Source organism: Sandarakinorhabdus sp., assembly GCF_987265915.1.
The window spans coordinates 2,262,275-2,276,870 of sequence record NZ_OZ503948.1 but is presented as its reverse complement, the minus strand read 5'-3'; the positions used below and the strand labels follow the sequence as shown (position 1 = coordinate 2,276,870).

15 protein-coding genes are annotated in these 14,596 nt (G+C 65.9%); 7 read left to right on the top strand and 8 right to left on the bottom strand.

Annotated features, from left to right (window positions below; all coding sequences use genetic code 11):
- Window positions 1-43: 43 nt before the first annotated feature.
- From AC6UUM_RS11230 to pgsA, 3 genes are read right to left on the bottom strand one after another with little or no spacing between them, the layout of a single operon-like run.
- A complete protein-coding gene (locus tag AC6UUM_RS11230; protein WP_500802365.1) occupies window positions 44-508 on the bottom strand; it encodes a molybdenum cofactor biosynthesis protein MoaE in 465 nt (154 codons plus the stop codon).
- Complete coding sequence (gene moaD, locus AC6UUM_RS11225; RefSeq protein ID WP_500802364.1) at window positions 505-759, bottom strand: molybdopterin converting factor subunit 1; 255 nt, start codon at window positions 757-759, stop codon at window positions 505-507. The genes AC6UUM_RS11230 and moaD overlap by 4 nt, the downstream gene beginning before the upstream one ends.
- Window positions 756-1,307, bottom strand: coding sequence for a CDP-diacylglycerol--glycerol-3-phosphate 3-phosphatidyltransferase (gene pgsA / locus AC6UUM_RS11220; RefSeq protein ID WP_500804959.1), 552 nt, complete (start codon window positions 1,305-1,307; stop codon window positions 756-758). The genes moaD and pgsA overlap by 4 nt, the downstream gene beginning before the upstream one ends.
- A 45-nt stretch (window positions 1,308-1,352) precedes the next feature.
- Here pgsA and AC6UUM_RS11215 point away from each other — a divergent pair, with 45 nt between their 5' ends.
- The 3 genes from AC6UUM_RS11215 (at window position 1,353) to AC6UUM_RS11205 (ending at window position 3,554) form a co-directional block, all read left to right on the top strand.
- A complete protein-coding gene (locus AC6UUM_RS11215; protein WP_500802363.1) occupies window positions 1,353-1,940 on the top strand; it encodes a hypothetical protein in 588 nt (195 codons plus the stop codon).
- A gap of 97 nt (window positions 1,941-2,037) precedes the next feature.
- The gene (locus AC6UUM_RS11210) at window positions 2,038-2,709 is read left to right on the top strand and encodes a nitroreductase (protein ID WP_500802362.1); all 672 of its coding nucleotides are present in this window, start codon (window positions 2,038-2,040) and stop codon (window positions 2,707-2,709) included.
- Window positions 2,706-3,554, top strand: coding sequence for an EamA family transporter (locus AC6UUM_RS11205; protein WP_500802361.1), 849 nt, complete (start codon window positions 2,706-2,708; stop codon window positions 3,552-3,554). The genes AC6UUM_RS11210 and AC6UUM_RS11205 overlap by 4 nt, the downstream gene beginning before the upstream one ends.
- Here the strand turns inward: AC6UUM_RS11205 and AC6UUM_RS11200 are convergent.
- The 4 genes from AC6UUM_RS11200 to uvrC form a co-directional block, all read right to left on the bottom strand.
- Window positions 3,544-5,433 carry an energy transducer TonB gene (locus tag AC6UUM_RS11200; RefSeq protein ID WP_500802360.1) on the bottom strand — a complete coding sequence of 630 codons (1,890 nt, stop codon included), beginning with the start codon at window positions 5,431-5,433 and terminating at the stop codon, window positions 3,544-3,546. The two genes, AC6UUM_RS11205 and AC6UUM_RS11200, sit on opposite strands and share 11 nt — an antisense overlap.
- A gap of 126 nt (window positions 5,434-5,559) precedes the next feature.
- On the bottom strand, window positions 5,560-6,264 hold the full coding sequence (locus tag AC6UUM_RS11195; RefSeq protein ID WP_500802359.1) for a glutathione S-transferase family protein: 705 nt from the start codon (window positions 6,262-6,264) through the stop codon (window positions 5,560-5,562).
- Window positions 6,261-6,770, bottom strand: coding sequence for a DUF29 domain-containing protein (locus tag AC6UUM_RS11190; protein WP_500802357.1), 510 nt, complete (start codon window positions 6,768-6,770; stop codon window positions 6,261-6,263). The genes AC6UUM_RS11195 and AC6UUM_RS11190 overlap by 4 nt, the downstream gene beginning before the upstream one ends.
- A gap of 17 nt (window positions 6,771-6,787) precedes the next feature.
- Complete coding sequence (gene uvrC / locus AC6UUM_RS11185; protein WP_500802356.1) at window positions 6,788-8,710, bottom strand: excinuclease ABC subunit UvrC; 1,923 nt, start codon at window positions 8,708-8,710, stop codon at window positions 6,788-6,790.
- 62 nt (window positions 8,711-8,772) lie between these two features.
- Here uvrC and AC6UUM_RS11180 point away from each other — a divergent pair, with 62 nt between their 5' ends.
- From AC6UUM_RS11180 to AC6UUM_RS11170, 3 genes are read left to right on the top strand one after another with little or no spacing between them, the layout of a single operon-like run.
- Window positions 8,773-10,005 carry an alkaline phosphatase family protein gene (locus AC6UUM_RS11180; protein WP_500802355.1) on the top strand — a complete coding sequence of 411 codons (1,233 nt, stop codon included), beginning with the start codon at window positions 8,773-8,775 and terminating at the stop codon, window positions 10,003-10,005.
- 47 nt (window positions 10,006-10,052) lie between these two features.
- The gene (locus tag AC6UUM_RS11175; protein ID WP_500802354.1) at window positions 10,053-10,823 is read left to right on the top strand and encodes an SDR family NAD(P)-dependent oxidoreductase; all 771 of its coding nucleotides are present in this window, start codon (window positions 10,053-10,055) and stop codon (window positions 10,821-10,823) included.
- The gene (locus AC6UUM_RS11170; protein ID WP_500802353.1) at window positions 10,823-11,248 is read left to right on the top strand and encodes a dihydroneopterin aldolase; all 426 of its coding nucleotides are present in this window, start codon (window positions 10,823-10,825) and stop codon (window positions 11,246-11,248) included. The genes AC6UUM_RS11175 and AC6UUM_RS11170 overlap by 1 nt, the downstream gene beginning before the upstream one ends.
- 63 nt (window positions 11,249-11,311) lie before the next feature.
- Here AC6UUM_RS11170 and AC6UUM_RS11165 read toward each other — a convergent pair whose 3' ends face one another.
- Complete coding sequence (locus AC6UUM_RS11165) at window positions 11,312-13,339, bottom strand: S9 family peptidase (RefSeq protein WP_500802352.1); 2,028 nt, start codon at window positions 13,337-13,339, stop codon at window positions 11,312-11,314.
- A gap of 83 nt (window positions 13,340-13,422) precedes the next feature.
- On the opposite strand from AC6UUM_RS11165, the gene AC6UUM_RS11160 reads away from it, so the two are divergent.
- Window positions 13,423-14,595, top strand: coding sequence for an acyl-CoA dehydrogenase family protein (locus AC6UUM_RS11160; protein ID WP_500802351.1), 1,173 nt, complete (start codon window positions 13,423-13,425; stop codon window positions 14,593-14,595).
- Window position 14,596 lies beyond the last annotated feature (1 nt).

The window sequence follows — 14,596 nt, the reverse complement described above, 5'->3', positions numbered from 1 at the left end:
CACTATGCCATATTCTGTCCGCACATGCACGATCAAGGATTGTTCAGTTTCGCTGCCAGCGGGCCGCCGCGGCATCGTCATGCGCCTTGGCTTCCACCCAGCGGGCCGTGCCATCGGCGCGCTCTTCGCGTTTCCAGAAGGGGGCCTTGGTTTTCAGCCAGTCCATGAGGAATTCGGCCGCCGCAAACGCGTCGGCGCGGTGGGGGCTGGCGGTGAGGACGAGGACGATGGGGTCTGCGGGCGTGAGGCGGCCGTGGCGGTGGATGATGGTGCCGTTTGTGCCGGGCCAGCGGGTGGCGGCTTCATCGGCGATGGCCTGCATCTGGGGCAGGGTCATCGCCGGGTAGTGTTCGAGGGTGAGGGCGATGAGGCCATCGTCGGCACGGACCAGGCCGGTGAAGCTGACGACCGCGCCGAGATCGGTGCGGGGGCCGATGAGCGCGATTTGTTCGGCGGCGGCATCGAAGGCTTCGGTTTGCAGCCTGGCCCCAATGGCTGGGATCGTCATCCGCCGGTGACCGGGGGGAAGATGGCGATTTCGCGGGCGCCGGTGATAGGTGTTTGGGGCTGCGCGAAGTTCTGGTCCACCGCGACATGGATGCGGCTGCGGTCGGCGAGGGCGGTGGCGTGGCCAGGGCTGCGGGTTGCCAGATAATCGAGCAGGGCTGCGACGGTGGTCACGGCTTCGGGTGGGGTGATCTGTTCGGAATCGACGCCGACCGCTTCGCGCACCCAGGCAAAATAAACGAGCGTGATCACATGTGCCTCAGGCCGGTGCGGAGATAATCATAGCCGGTGATCAGTGTGAGGATGGCGGCGCCCCACAGCGTGACCAGGCCGATTTCCTGCGCCGGCAGCCAGGGCAGCAGCGGCTCGACGCCGACCAGGATCAACGCGCCCAGCGCCACCAGTTGCGCGGCGGTTTTCCATTTGGCCAGTTTGCTGACCGGCATGGAGACCGCCAGCGTGGCGAGATATTCGCGCAGGCCCGACACGATGATCTCCCGCAGCAGGATGATCAGGCCGGCCACCACGCTGAGGCCGTGCAGCACCTGCGCATCGACCAGCATGACGATGACGGCAGCGACCATGATCTTGTCGGCAATCGGATCGAGGAACTGGCCGATTTTCGAGACCGTGCCCCACGACCGCGCCAGATAGCCATCGAGATAATCGGTGACCGCCGCCAGCGTATAAAGCCCGAACGCCGCCAGCCATTCCCAGGGGTTGCGACCCCACATCAGCCATACCAGGCCAGGCACGGCGAGGATGCGGCTGAGGGTGAGCAGATTGGGGAGGCTGGACAACACCGGGCCTTCATAGGCAATCCGGGGCCAAGTGGAAAGTTGCTGATGCGACAGGGGATCAAGGTTTCTGATGCCGTGCCCGGCCGCCGCAAGGTGCGCTGGTTGTTGCCGATGCTTGTCCTTGCCGCTTGCGCGCCCACGCTCAACCGCTTCGAACGCACGCTCGCCGCAAACGACAGCGCCACGGCCGCGCTTGGCCAGTGGTGCGCCGCCCGCGGCATCGCAGCGCCGGCCAACATTGTCGCCATCGCCGACCGCAGCGCCGTTCAGGCGCCGTCTGCCGCAACCCGAACCGCGCTGGGCATCGGCGCCGACGAGCCTGTGGCCTTCCGCCAGGTCCGCCTGCGCTGCGGGCCAGCCATATTGTCGGAGGCGAAGAACTGGTATGTGCCGACCCGGCTCACCCCCGCGATGAACGCGGCGCTGCTGGCCACCGATACCCCTTTTGGCACGGTGGTGCGCCCGCTCGGTTTCCGGCGGGAGCGGTTGGAAAGCCGCCGGGGCCGTGCGGCGGAATGCCCGGCGGGCACCGTGTTGTCGCACAAGGCGGTCTTGCGGCTGGCCGACGGGCGCGGCATCAGCCTGGTGATCGAATGCTATACGCCGGCCAATCTGCGCAAACCGGGCCAATGATGAGCCGCATGCGGCTGCGCAGATTGGGGAGGCTGGACAGCGGCTGCCCTTCACAGGCAATCCGGTGGACACGGGAAAACTGCCGAAAGGGTTTGTGATGAAGGTTTCTGATGCCGTGCTCAGCCGCCGTTCGGTGCGGGGCTTTTTGCCGACGCCAGTGGACGGCGACGTCATCCGCCGCGTGGTCGAGCGGGCGGCGTGGGCGCCATCGGGTGGCAATCTGCAACCCTGGCATATCGATGTGGTCGGCGGCGTGCGGCTCGATGAACTGAAGCGCATCATGATGGGCAAGTTGATGGCCGGCGGCGGGCCGGAGCCGACCGAATATGACATCTACCCCAAGATACTGCCGGAGCCGTACAACTCGTATCGCTTTGCGGTGGGGGAGGAGCTTTATGCCAGGCTCGGCATTCCGCGCGAGGACAAGGCCGGGCGCCGCATGTGGTTCGCGCGCAATTTCCAGTTTTTCGGCGCGCCGGTGGCGTTGTTCTGCAGCGTGGCGCGCACCATGGGGCCGCCGCAGTGGAGCGATCTCGGCATGTATCTGCAAACGCTGATGCTGCTGTTGAAGGAAGAAGGGCTGGATAGCTGCCCGCAGGAATGCTGGGCGGTATATCCGCAGACCATCGGGGACTTCATCGGGATTCCGCCGGAACGCATGCTGTTCACCGGCATGGCGATCGGCTTCCTCGATCCCGACGACAAGGCCAATGCCGTCCGCCCGGCGCGTGCGCCTGTGGCGGATTGGGCGCAGTTCCACGGGATGTGATCCCGTTTGCTGCCCTGGTTGCGACGTTGCTGTCGGCGTTGATCCATGCCGGCTGGAATCTGTTTCTGAAAGGGAGTGCCGGCGATCGCATGATCGATCTGGCGGTGCTGGGCCTGGGCGGCACGGTGTTTGGATGCGGGCTGATCGCGCTGTTCGGTGCGCCGGCGGCAGGGGCCTGGCCCTATGTGCTGGCGTCCAGCGCCATCCACCTTGTCTATTGGACGGCGTTGACCAAGGGTTATGCGGCGGGCGACATGAGCCATGTCTATACCATCGCGCGCGGCACCGCGCCGGCGCTGGTCACGCTGGGCGCGGTGATCTTTGCGGCCGAAGTGCCGAGCCTGGGCGAGGGCCTGGGTATCGCAGCGATCAGTGTGGGCGTTATGCTGGTGGGGGTGAATCGCACGGCGCCGCCGGCCGCGACAGGTTGGGCGCTGCTGACCGGCGTGGCGATCGCTGGATACAGCCTCGTCGATGCGCTGGGCGTGCGGGTGAATGGCGATGTGTTCAGCTACAAGGGCTGGGGGGCGGTGTTCACCTTCCTGCCGATCAGCCTGTTCGTGATTATGCGGCGCGGCGTGGGCAGCTTTCGGGTGGCGGCGGCGGGGCGCTGGCGGGCGGGCATGCTGGCCGGTGCGGTGTCCAGCGCCGGCTTCATGCTGGTGCTGTGGGCGCAATTGCAGGCCCCCATCGGCGCGATCACCGCGCTGCGCGAAACGAGCGTGCTGTTCGGCGCGGCGCTGGCGGCGCTGTTGTTGAAAGAGGCCGTAAATGCCCGGCGCTGGGCCGGTGCGCTGGTGGTGTGCGTGGGCGCTGTGCTGATCGGGTTGGGTGTCAGTCGGTAAGGCTCCAGCGGACCGGGGCGCTGTTGTTGGCGCAGGCGAACGGCTGGGCGGCACGGCGCGGCACCGTCTGGGTGGCACGGTTGGCGGCAGCCAGTGTTGGCGCATCGAACAGCAGCGGCGGGTGAGCAGCGACCATGCGGCTGGATACGGTGTTGCCATCCGCACCGGTCTGCCGTTCAACGACAACCTGTCCCGAAACATTGGCCTTGCGTGCCGCGATCGGAAAATCGCCGGTGCCGATGGTGAAGCCGCTGATGACGGGCGGGCTGTCGCCCAGCCGGCACAGATCGGTGATCAGCCCGGCCTCCCGGCGCAGCGTGGCGGCAAGTTCGCGCTGGCCGATGCGTTCGGCGCGCTGCGATTGCGCCACTCGGGCAGATCGGCGCATGTCATCGTCCGCCGGCAGCAGCGTGAACGGCAAGGCCAGGATGCGTGCGGCGGCAACATCCAGCGCGGTGAGGGCGGGATCCTGAGCCGTTGCGGCTTCGGCGGCGCGCCCGCGGGCGGCAAAAAGGCTCATGGCGGTGGCCAGCCATGGCCATTTGCCGCGTTCGGCCGCTGGAAAGCGATCGAGGGTCTGTTCCAGCACTTGCGCAGCGGCGGGCAGTGAATCCGGTTCGATCCACGGACCCCAGCGCCAAGCCGTGATCAACGCGATCACCGCATATGGCGCCTGGTTGGCGGTGGCGATGGCCAGCGCCCGATCCAGCGCGACCGTGCGGGCGGTGGACGGCGATACGCTGGCGAGCAGCATGTAATCCTGCACCAGCACCGGCGCGTTGCGGTCGCCGGCCTCGGTGCTGTCGATGCGGGCCTGCAGAATGTTGCGAGGGTTGCCTTGCGGATCCATCGGCGGCTGGCGCCGGGCGGCTGGCACGCCTTTGCTGTCCAGCCAGTTGCCAATTTCTCTGGCGATGTTGCTGTCGCGCAGCCGGCTTTGCACCACGTTGACGCGCATGCTGCCGCTGCTGCAACCCAGCATGATACGGGTGCTGCGATCATTGGCGCTTTCCCAGCGCCAGTCCGCCAATGTGATGCGCAACTGGCCCAGCGCCAGCGGCGTGATTGGCCCGCGGCTCCAGACCAGCGACGGCATGGTGGTGCCATTGCCAATGCGGACGATGCGCAAGATCGCCTGGGTTTGCGGCGTCAGGCCTATGGCCGGCATGCAGGCGGGTACGCTGTTGGCCGGCAGGCCCGTGGCCGGCCGGCCGGCTTCGGCCACAGCGGCGTGCACGGTGGCCAGCGCCGTGCGACCGGCAAGGCCGTGGGCGATGCCGATATCGGCCTGCACTTCACCGATCAGCGCCGCCATGCCGGGATCTTGGCTGGTGGCCGCGGCAGCCAACGCTGCGGCAAACTGATCAAGTGCGGGTTCGACCTTGCCGGCCTGAAGGGCGATGCGGCCGCGCAACTGGGCGATGGCGGCGCGCGCCTCGGGCAGGGTGGTGGTGATGCCGTTCAACCGGGTGGTGGCGGCGGCCGGATCGTGCGGCCAGAGCAGGTTGGCGATGGCGATCTCGGCCGCCAATTGCTGGCGCGCCATGTCGCCGCCGTTTGCAGCCGCAATGGCGGCTTCGAAGGCGGCGAGGGCCGCGGCCCGGCCGGCGACCGTTTCCAGTTCGGCGGCCAGCAGACGGCCGCGCAGCCAGTGTTTCTGCCAGGCAAGATCGGATGGCGCCTGATCGACAATCGGGAGCATCCAGCTGACGCCGTTGAGATCGGCGGACGGTATCGGCAAAAGATCAAAACTGGGCTGCGCCAGCGTGTCCAGCACGGTAATCAGGCGCCGGGCCTGGCTGGCGCTATCTTCTTCGGCTCCCGCAGCAGGCTGGGCGATGGCCGGCGCCAGCGCGATCCAAGTGACTAAAAAAAGCAAGCGGTGAACTGCGCGCATGATGTAAAACAACGCATGACGAACGGAAAGTCAAGTCACGGTCATAAGTAGCGACAATATTCGTTGTTGGAGCCGGACCCAGTGTCGGGCATTCGACCATGCCTATCGTCAAGCCTCTCGCGGACCCAACCCCATCAGCTTGCGGGTGCGTTCGATGAAGGCGCGATTGTCGGTGCTGTTGCCGTCCCCGGATTTGACCGGGTATTTCACCGGCGAGGTTTCCGGCACCAGCAGTCCGCGCTCCACGGCCGGGCGCGCTGCGATGCGCTCTTTCCACCGCAGCAGATTGGGGAAGGGGGCCACTTCGACGCCGCTCCAGGTGGCGGTGCGCACCCAGCAGAAATGCGCGATGTCGGCGATGCTGTAGTCGCCGGCCAGATAGTCGGATTTGGCCAGCCGGGCATCGAGGATGGCGAACAGGCGGCGCACTTCGTTCTGATAGCGGGAGACGACGGCGGGCAGTTTTTCCGGCCAATAATGCACGAACAGATTGGCCTGGCCCATCATCGGGCCGACGCCGCCGACTTGCAGCATCAGCCATTGCAGGGCTTCGGAACGGGCGCGGGGATCGGCGGGCAGCAATTGCCCGGTCTTTTCGGCCAGCCAGATCAGGATCGCACCCGATTCCATGATGGCGTGGCCATCATCCACCAGGGCCGGCACCTTGCCGTTGGGGTTCAGCTTCAGGAATTCGGCGCGTTTCTGTTCGCCGCCGGCCAGATCGAGGGTGCGCACGTCATAGGCCAGGCCAAGTTCCTCCAGCGCGATGGAGATCTTGTAGCCATCGGGCGTCGGTGCGGTGAACAATATCATGGGTCGAGTGTCTCGCCATCCAGGATGTGGCGGCGGGTCATCAGATCGGCCCAGCCGTAGGGGCATTCATCAGGGAAGGTCGCCAGCGGCAGCTTGGTTTGCGCATAGGCTTCTCGCCGGCCGCTGCGATAAGCATTTTGAACCGCATCGTCGCGACGGGACTTGAAGCTTGGATTCGCCTCAAGCAGGCGCCTGGCGCGATCCCGGATGTTCGCGATCGTCAATTGCCAGTTGCGCGAACGCCGCTCCGGCTGATGATCCCATTTCAGCATATGCGCCAGGATCAGCCGCAGCGCGGATTCGAACTTGTCATATTGTTCATGCGCCACGTCTTCCAGTTCCTCGGCAATCAGCGCTGCATCGGCAAGGTGGAGCTGGCCGGACCGCAGCAGCATGGCCTGATGGAAGGCCCAACCGGCAAGATCCGCATCCTGCTCCGGCCCGCGCGCGATCGACGGCGCGGCACCATCCATCCCATCGTCCGGCGATTTCAGCTGTGTTGCCATGCGCGCATCCTACCCCCTCAACCGTTCGGGTGGAAGTGGTGCCAGATCGCCAGCGCCATCTGGCTGGAGATGCCGGGGGCCTTTTCCAGATCGGCCAGAGTGGCACCTTTCACCGATCGGCTGGTGCCGAAATGCATCAGCAGCGCTTTCTTGCGGGCCGGGCCGATGCCGGGCACGTCGTCCAGCAGGCTTTGAGTGATGGCCTTGCTACGCTTGGCGCGGTGGGCGCCGATGGCGAACCGATGCGCTTCGTCGCGCAGGCGTTGCAGGAAATACAGCACCGGCGCGTTCGGCGGCAGCGTCATTTCGCGCCCCGAGGGCAGGTGGAAAATCTCGCGGCCGGCGTTGCGATCCGGGCCCTTGGCCACCCCGACAATGGCGACGTCAGCCACGCCCAATTCCTCCAAAGCCGCCAGCACCGCCGACACCTGGCCCTTGCCGCCGTCGATCAGGCACAGATCGGGCCAATTGCCGGTTTCCCGATCGGGGTCTTCGCGATCGAGGCGGGCGAAGCGGCGGGACAGCATCGCCTTCATCATGGCGAAATCATCGCCGGGGGTGATCGCTTCGTCCTTCATGTTGAACTTGCGATACTCGCCTTTCCGAAACCCTTCCGGCCCGGCAACGATCATGGCGCCCAGTGCGTTCGTGCCCTGGATATGGCTGTTGTCATAGACTTCGATGCGGGTTGGCGGCGCATCGAGATCGAAAATCTCGGCCAGTTCGCGCAGCAATTTCGCCTGGGTGGTGGTTTCGGCGCGGCGGCGCTGAATGGCCTCCTCGGCATTGCGCTGCGCCTGTTCGACCAGGCGCTTGCCCGGCCCGCGCTGGGCATGGCGGATGGTTACCTTGCGCTCCGCCTTCACGCTCAACGCCTCGGCGAGCAGCGCGGCTTCGGGCAGGGCGCGATCGAGCAGCAGCTCCCGCGGTGGCGGCAGATCCTCATACAATTGCGCCAGGAAGCTCTGCAGCACTTCGGCCTCATCGACGCCATCGGTGTGGCTGGGGAAGAAGCTGCGATGGCCCCAGTTCTGGCCGCCGCGGATGAAGAACACCTGCACGCACACGGCGCCACCATCCACCGCCATGGCGATCACATCGGCTTCGCTGGTATCATCGCTGGCGTGGACCGCCTGGCTGCCCTGGATGAAGGTCAGCGCCTTCAGCCGGTCACGAATGACGGCGGCGCGTTCATAATCCATGGTCTCGGCGGCAGCCTGCATGGCGCTGGCCAGCTTCTTTTGCGCCTCCTGCGTGCGGCCAGACAGGAAGCCCTTCGCGTCGGCCACCAGCTCGGCATAGGATTCGGCATCGATGCGGCCGGTGCAGGGGGCGGAACAACGCTTGATCTGATGCAGCAGGCAGGGGCGGGAGCGGTTGGCGAAGAAACTGTCTGTACAGCTGCGCAGCAGGAACACTTTTTGCAGGGCATTCAGCGTGGCGTTGACCGCGCCGGCGCTGGCGAATGGGCCGTAATAGGTGCCCTTGGCCACCCGCGCGCCGCGATGTTTGGAGATGCGCGCAAATTCATGATCGTCGCGCAGCAGGATGAACGGGAAGCTTTTGTCATCGCGCAGCAGCACATTATAGGGCGGGCGGTAGCGCTTGATGAGCTGGGCTTCCAGCAGCAGCGCTTCGGATTCGCTGTTGGTGGTGACGATCTCCATGGACCGCGTTTGCGACACCATGCGTTGCAGGCGGCGGGGCAGGCGGGTGACCTGAGTGTAATTGGTGACGCGGTTTTTCAGGGCGCGCGCCTTGCCGACATAGAGCACCTCGCCGCCGGCATCGAGCATGCGATAGACGCCGGGCTTGATCGGCAGCGTCTTCACCACGGCGCGGATGGTTTCCACACCACGATCGAGATCGGGCACGTCCTTGCCGCGCACGGCAAAGGTGGCGCTTTCTTCGGAAAACCGGTCGGGGGGCAGCTCGCTCATTGTCGTGCCCGCCCTACAGGCCCTGTCATTGCAAATCCATATGCGGGTGGTATCGCGCAGGGATGACCATTTCCCGCATCCTCCTGGCTGGCCTCGCCCTGCTGCTCGCCGCCTGTGCCGGCAAGACCCCGGCCCCGGCATCCGTCGCGGCGGCAGCGCCAGCGCACCCGGTGATCCTGATTTCGGTCGATGGCCTGCGCGCCGATTATCTGGGGCGCGGTCTCACCCCCAATATCAGCGCGCTCGCGGCGCGCGGCGTGACCACGCCGGCGATGCGGCCGAGCTTTCCGTCGCTCACCTTTCCAAATCACTACACGCTGGTGACGGGCCTGCGGCCCGACCGCCACGGCATCGTCAACAACAACATGGACGATGCGGTGCTCGGCCGTTTCGCGATGTCGATCAAGGACGCCGTGGGCGATGCGCGCTGGTGGAATGAAGGCGAACCGATCTGGGTGACGGCCGAGCGCGCCGGCATCGCCACCGCCACCATGTTCTGGCCGGGCAGCGATGCCGCCATCCGCGGCGTGCGCCCGCGCAACTGGCTGCCCTTCGATGGCGCCAAGCCGGAAGGCGAGCGCGTCGATCAGGTGCTGGCCTGGCTGGACATCAAGCCGCAGGCGGGCTTTGCCACGCTGTATTTCGACACGGTCGATCATGAAGGCCACAGCTTTGGCCCGGATTCGCGCGAGGTGAACACGGCGCTGGCCGAGGTGGATCGGCAGATCGGCCGGCTGCTGGCCGGGCTGCAGGCGCGCGGGATCGACGCCAATATCGTGCTGGTTGCCGATCATGGCATGGCGCAGGTGTCGGACGATCGCCGGGTGTTCCTGAACGAACTGATCGATACTGCCAAGCTGAAGCTTGTTTCCAGTGGCGCCATCGCCGCCATCAACCCGCTGCCGGGGCAAGAGGCGGCGGTGCGCGCCGCGCTGCTGAAACCGCATCCGCACATGAACTGCTGGGACAAGGCCGCCATTCCCGCCGCGCTGCATTATGGCCGCAACCCGCGCGTGCCGGCGATCGTGTGCGCGGCCCAGCCGGGCTGGATGGTCTATGCGGTCCCGCTGCGGCCCGATCCCGCGCGTGGGCCCCTGGGCGGCATGCATGGCTACGATCCGGCCGACCCCAGCATGGCGGCGGCGTTCGTGGCGGCCGGGCCGGCCTTCCGCAACGGTGTCGTGTTGCCGCCGTTCGACAATGTCGATGTGCACCCGTTGTTGCTGCGCCTGTTGGGTCTGCCGCCGATGGCCACCGATGGCAATGCGCGCACCCTGGCCAAGGCCCTGCGCTGATACGGACATTGCGTTGGCGCCGCCAAGGGCTTAGGCGGCGCGCGACCATGAGCGATCAACCGACCCGCACTGCAATCGTCACCGGCGGCGCCAGGCGCATCGGCGGGGCGATCACGCGCGCGCTGGCGGCCGATGGCTGGCATGTGCTGATCCATTGCCACAGCAGCCGCACCGATGCCGACGAAGTGGCGGCGGAACTTGCCGCGCTGGGTCAAAGCGCCAGCGTCGTGGCCGCCGATCTGGCTGATCCGGCCGCGGCCGACATCATCATGGCGGCGACCGCCGGCCTGCCGCCGCCGCGCCTGCTGGTCAACAGCGCCAGCCGGTTCGTTTATGATCGCATCGAGGATTTCGCCGCCGCGGATTTCGATCATCACATGGCGGTCAATCTGCGCGCCCCGGCGCTGCTGACACGGGCCTTTGCCGCTGCGATTCCCGAAGGTGGCGAACCGGCGCTGGTGGTCAATCTGCTCGATGCCAAGCTGGCCAGCCTGAACCCGGATTATTTCACCTACACGCTGTCAAAGATCGGCTTTGAAGGCCTGACCGAGTTGACCGCGCGCAGCTATGCGCCGCGGCTGCGCTGTGTGGGCATCGCGCCGGCGGTCACGCTGGTATCGGGGCCGCAGACGCGCGAGAATTTCGAAGCCGTGCACGCCATGAACCCGTTGCAGCGCGGGGTGACGGTGGACGATATCGTCACCGCGCTGCGCTTTGTTATTGCCACCCCCGTTTTCAACGCGCAGACGATCGTGCTCGATGGTGGGCAGCGCCTGCTTGGCCTGCCCCGCGACGTTGCCCATATGCTGGAAATCTGATGCCCGAATCCGTGCCGCCTGCAACCTTCATCGAGCCATCGGCCCACGGCCTGGTGCCGAACCGCCTGGGCGCGAGCACCCGCAAGCTGTTCCTCGAAGGCTTTGATCTGCACGTCGATATCGGCTTTCACGATTTCGAAGTCGGTTCGCCGCAGATCCTGCGCGTCGGCATCGAAGTGTGGGTGGACGCCGATCATTTCCCGCGCTGTGACACGGTGGCCAAGGCCTGGGATTATGATTTCCTGCGCCAGGCGGTGCTGCGGTTGGTGGAAGGCCGCCGCTTCAACCTGCAGGAAACGGTCGCGCACGCCATCTACGACATGATCGCGGCGCGCGCCGGCGTGGTGGGTTTGAAGGTGAGCACCCGCAAGCCGGATGTGTACCCTGATTGCCAGGCGGTGGGCGTGGAACTTTCCAGCTTTTGACCTCTTCTCCCCTCCCCTGAGCCGCAGGCGAGCGAAGCTCAACGGGAGGGGAGATGTTTCGTGCTACCTCCTGAACCGATTATACCAGTTGATCACCGCCAGATTGGATTGCAGCCATTGCGATGGCCGGCCCATGCCGTGGTTGGCTTCGGGCAGGCGCACCATCATCGTCGGCACGCCGCGCACCTGCAGCGCCTGGTAATAGGCCTCGGTCTGCGCAATCGGCGTGCGGAAATCGGCTTCGCCGGTGATCAGCAGGGTCGGCGTCTTCACCTTGTCGACAAGTGAGAACGTCGAACGTTTCCAATACAGCTCGCGATTGTCCCACGGGTTGCCCACCACCCAATTGCCCAGCGTCAGCGCGCTGAGATCGCTGGTGAGCGCCTGGATCGACCAGTCCGTCACCGGGCGCAGTGCGGCGGCGGCCTTGAAGCGGTCGGTCTTGCCGATGGCGAAGGTGGTCAGCACGCCGCCGCCGCTGCCGCCGCCGATATACTGGTTGCCGGCATCGGCCCACGGCCGTTTCAGCACTTCGTCCATGCCGGCCATCAGATCATCATGATCGGGGCCGGGATATTCGCCGCCATATTCCGGCGTGATGCCATTTGCGAACTTTTCGCCATAACCCGTTGAACCGCGTGGGTTTGACCACAGCACGACATAGCCGGCGGCGGCATAGAGCTGGTGGGTGATGGAGAAATAAGGGCCGTAATCGCCGTTCGGCCCGCCATGGATTTCCAGCGCGACCGGCCATTTCTTCGCCGGATCGAAATTCGGCGGATATTGCAGCCAGCCTTCGATGGTCAGGCCGTCGGGGGCTTTCCAGGTCAGCCGCTCCATGGCGCCGATCTGCTTGTCGGCGCGCCATTGTTCGTTGAAATCGATTCTGCCGATCAGCTTGCCGGCCCGCATCACGCCCAGCGCCGCCGGGCGGTCCGCCTCCACTGTGGTGAAGGCGTGGGTGTCGCCATCCATATCCCAGGCACCGCCGGAGGAGGGCAGGTACAGGCGGGTGCCACCGATCTGCGGCACGATCACCTTGGCCGCGCCGCCGGTGACCGGGATGCTGGCCACGCGGTACAGCCCGACATCGCCATAGGAGACCAGCAGGGCCTTGCTATCGGGCGACCATTTGAAATCATTCACCGGCCGGTCGAGTGTGGCGGTCAGATGCACCGGATCGCCGCCGGCCACGCGGCGCAGATACAGGCCGGGCTGGGCATAGAATTTGCTGGTTTTCGGCTGCCCGATCCAGGCCAGCCACTGGCCATCGGGGGACAGGCTGGGCCGGCCTTCGCCGCCGTCGATGTTGGTCAATTGCTGCGGCGCGCCGCCGGTGGCCGCGATGCGGTAAAGATCGGTTTCGCCGGCGATGCGATCATTGCCGGGGCGCACGGCGGCGGCATAGACCAGAAATTGGCCATCCGGCGCCCATTCGGCGCTGCCTTCGATCTGGTCGGTATCGCCCCTGGTCAACTGCGTCGGTGCGCCACCGGCCGCGGTGACCACGAACAGCTGGTCGGCACCGGCCCGGATATAGCCGCCGTCGTTGGTGCGGTAGCGGAAATCGCTGATCACCCGCGGGTCGGGCGCCCAGGTCGCGCCAGCCGGCTTTTCGGGCATGCCGGCGATCTTCGGCATCGGTGCTTCGACGCGGGCGGTGAAGGCGATGCGGGTGCCATCCGGGCTCCATTGCGGTGCGCGCGGGGCGATGCTGCCGCTGGTGATCGGCTTGCCGACGCCTTCGGCCAGATCCATCACCCACAATTGCGGCTTGCCCAGCCAGGCCGCGACATAGGCGATGCGCTTGCCGTCTGGCGCCCAGCTGATGCCGGAGGCGCCGGCCTGCGCCGGGATCAGCAGTTGCTTGCTCAGGCCGGTCTTGCCGACGGTGGCCAGCCACCATTCGGCGGTGCGGCGGTCGGTCTGGATATCGAACTGCTGCCGGGTGAACAGCACATGGCTGCCATCGGGCGAGACGGCGACGGCGTCGGTCATGCTGATGCGGTAGAGATCGGCCGGTTCCACCGGACTGGCCGCGAAGCTTGCGGTGCTGGCCAACAAGGCGAGAGCGAAAATCGCGGTTTTCATGGGCCGTCCTGTTCTTTTCAAAAGGCTGTGTCGCAACGCTAGCAAGCGCACCATGGCAACACCAGACGCAGGATATTGACAGCATGACCATCAGTTTTGACGCATGGCGCAGCCGATCACCCTATTACAACGAAACCCACGAAGCCGTGGCGATGAGCGTGCGCGGGTTCATGGCCGCCGAAGTGCTGCCCCATATCGACCAGTGGGAGGCTGAGGGCGAGCTGCCGCGCGCGTTGCACAAGAAGGCGGCGGCGGCGGGCATCTTGGGCCTGAATTATCCGGAGGAATATGGCGGGCACAGCGAAGGTTTCGATGTGTTCCACGGCCTGGCGCAATCCGAGGAACTGGCCGCGGCCGGTGCGGGCGGCCTGGGCGCCAGCCTGATGACTCATGGCATCGGCCTGCCGCCCATTTTGGCGCTGGGCAGCGCGGAGATGAAGCAGCGGATCGCGCCCGAAGTGCTGTCGGGGGACAAGATCATCAGCCTCGCGATCACCGAGCCATCGGGCGGATCGGATGTGGCGCAGTTGAAAACCCGCGCCGAAAAAGTCGGCAACAAATATGTGGTGAACGGGCAGAAGATGTTCATCACCAGCGGCATGCGCGCCGATTACATGACCGTGGCGGTGCGCACCGGTGGCGCGGGCATGGGCGGCATTTCGCTGATGCTGATCGAAACCGACCGGCCGGGCGTGTCGCGTACCCGGCTCGACAAGATGGGCTGGCGCTGTTCCGATACGGCGGCGGTGTATTTCGACAATGTCGAGGTGCCGCCCGAAAACATGATCGGGCCGGAAAATGGCGGCTTCATCGGCATCATGCGCAATTTCAACAGCGAGCGGCTGGGCATGGCGCATGGCTGCTGCGCGATGGCGCGCGTCGCGCTGAAGGAAGCGATGGACTGGTCGATGCAGCGCGAGACCTTCGGCAAGAAGCTCGCAGCGCACCAGTCGATCCGCATCAAGCTGGCCGATTGCGCCCGCCAGATCGCCACCACCCAGGCCTGGGTCGATCTGTGTGCCTGGCAGCACACCAAGGGCATCGGCGTGCCGGCGGATTATGCCATGTTGAAGGTGCAGGCGACGCGCATGCTGGAACAGGTGGTGCGTGAAGCCGCGCAGGTGCTGGGCGGCGCGAGCTACATCACCGGCAGCAAAGTGGAGCGCATCTACCGCGAAGTGCGGGTGAACGCGATCGGCGGCGGATCGGAGGAGATCATGCTCGATCTGGCTGGGCGGCAGATGGGGCTGGGGTGAC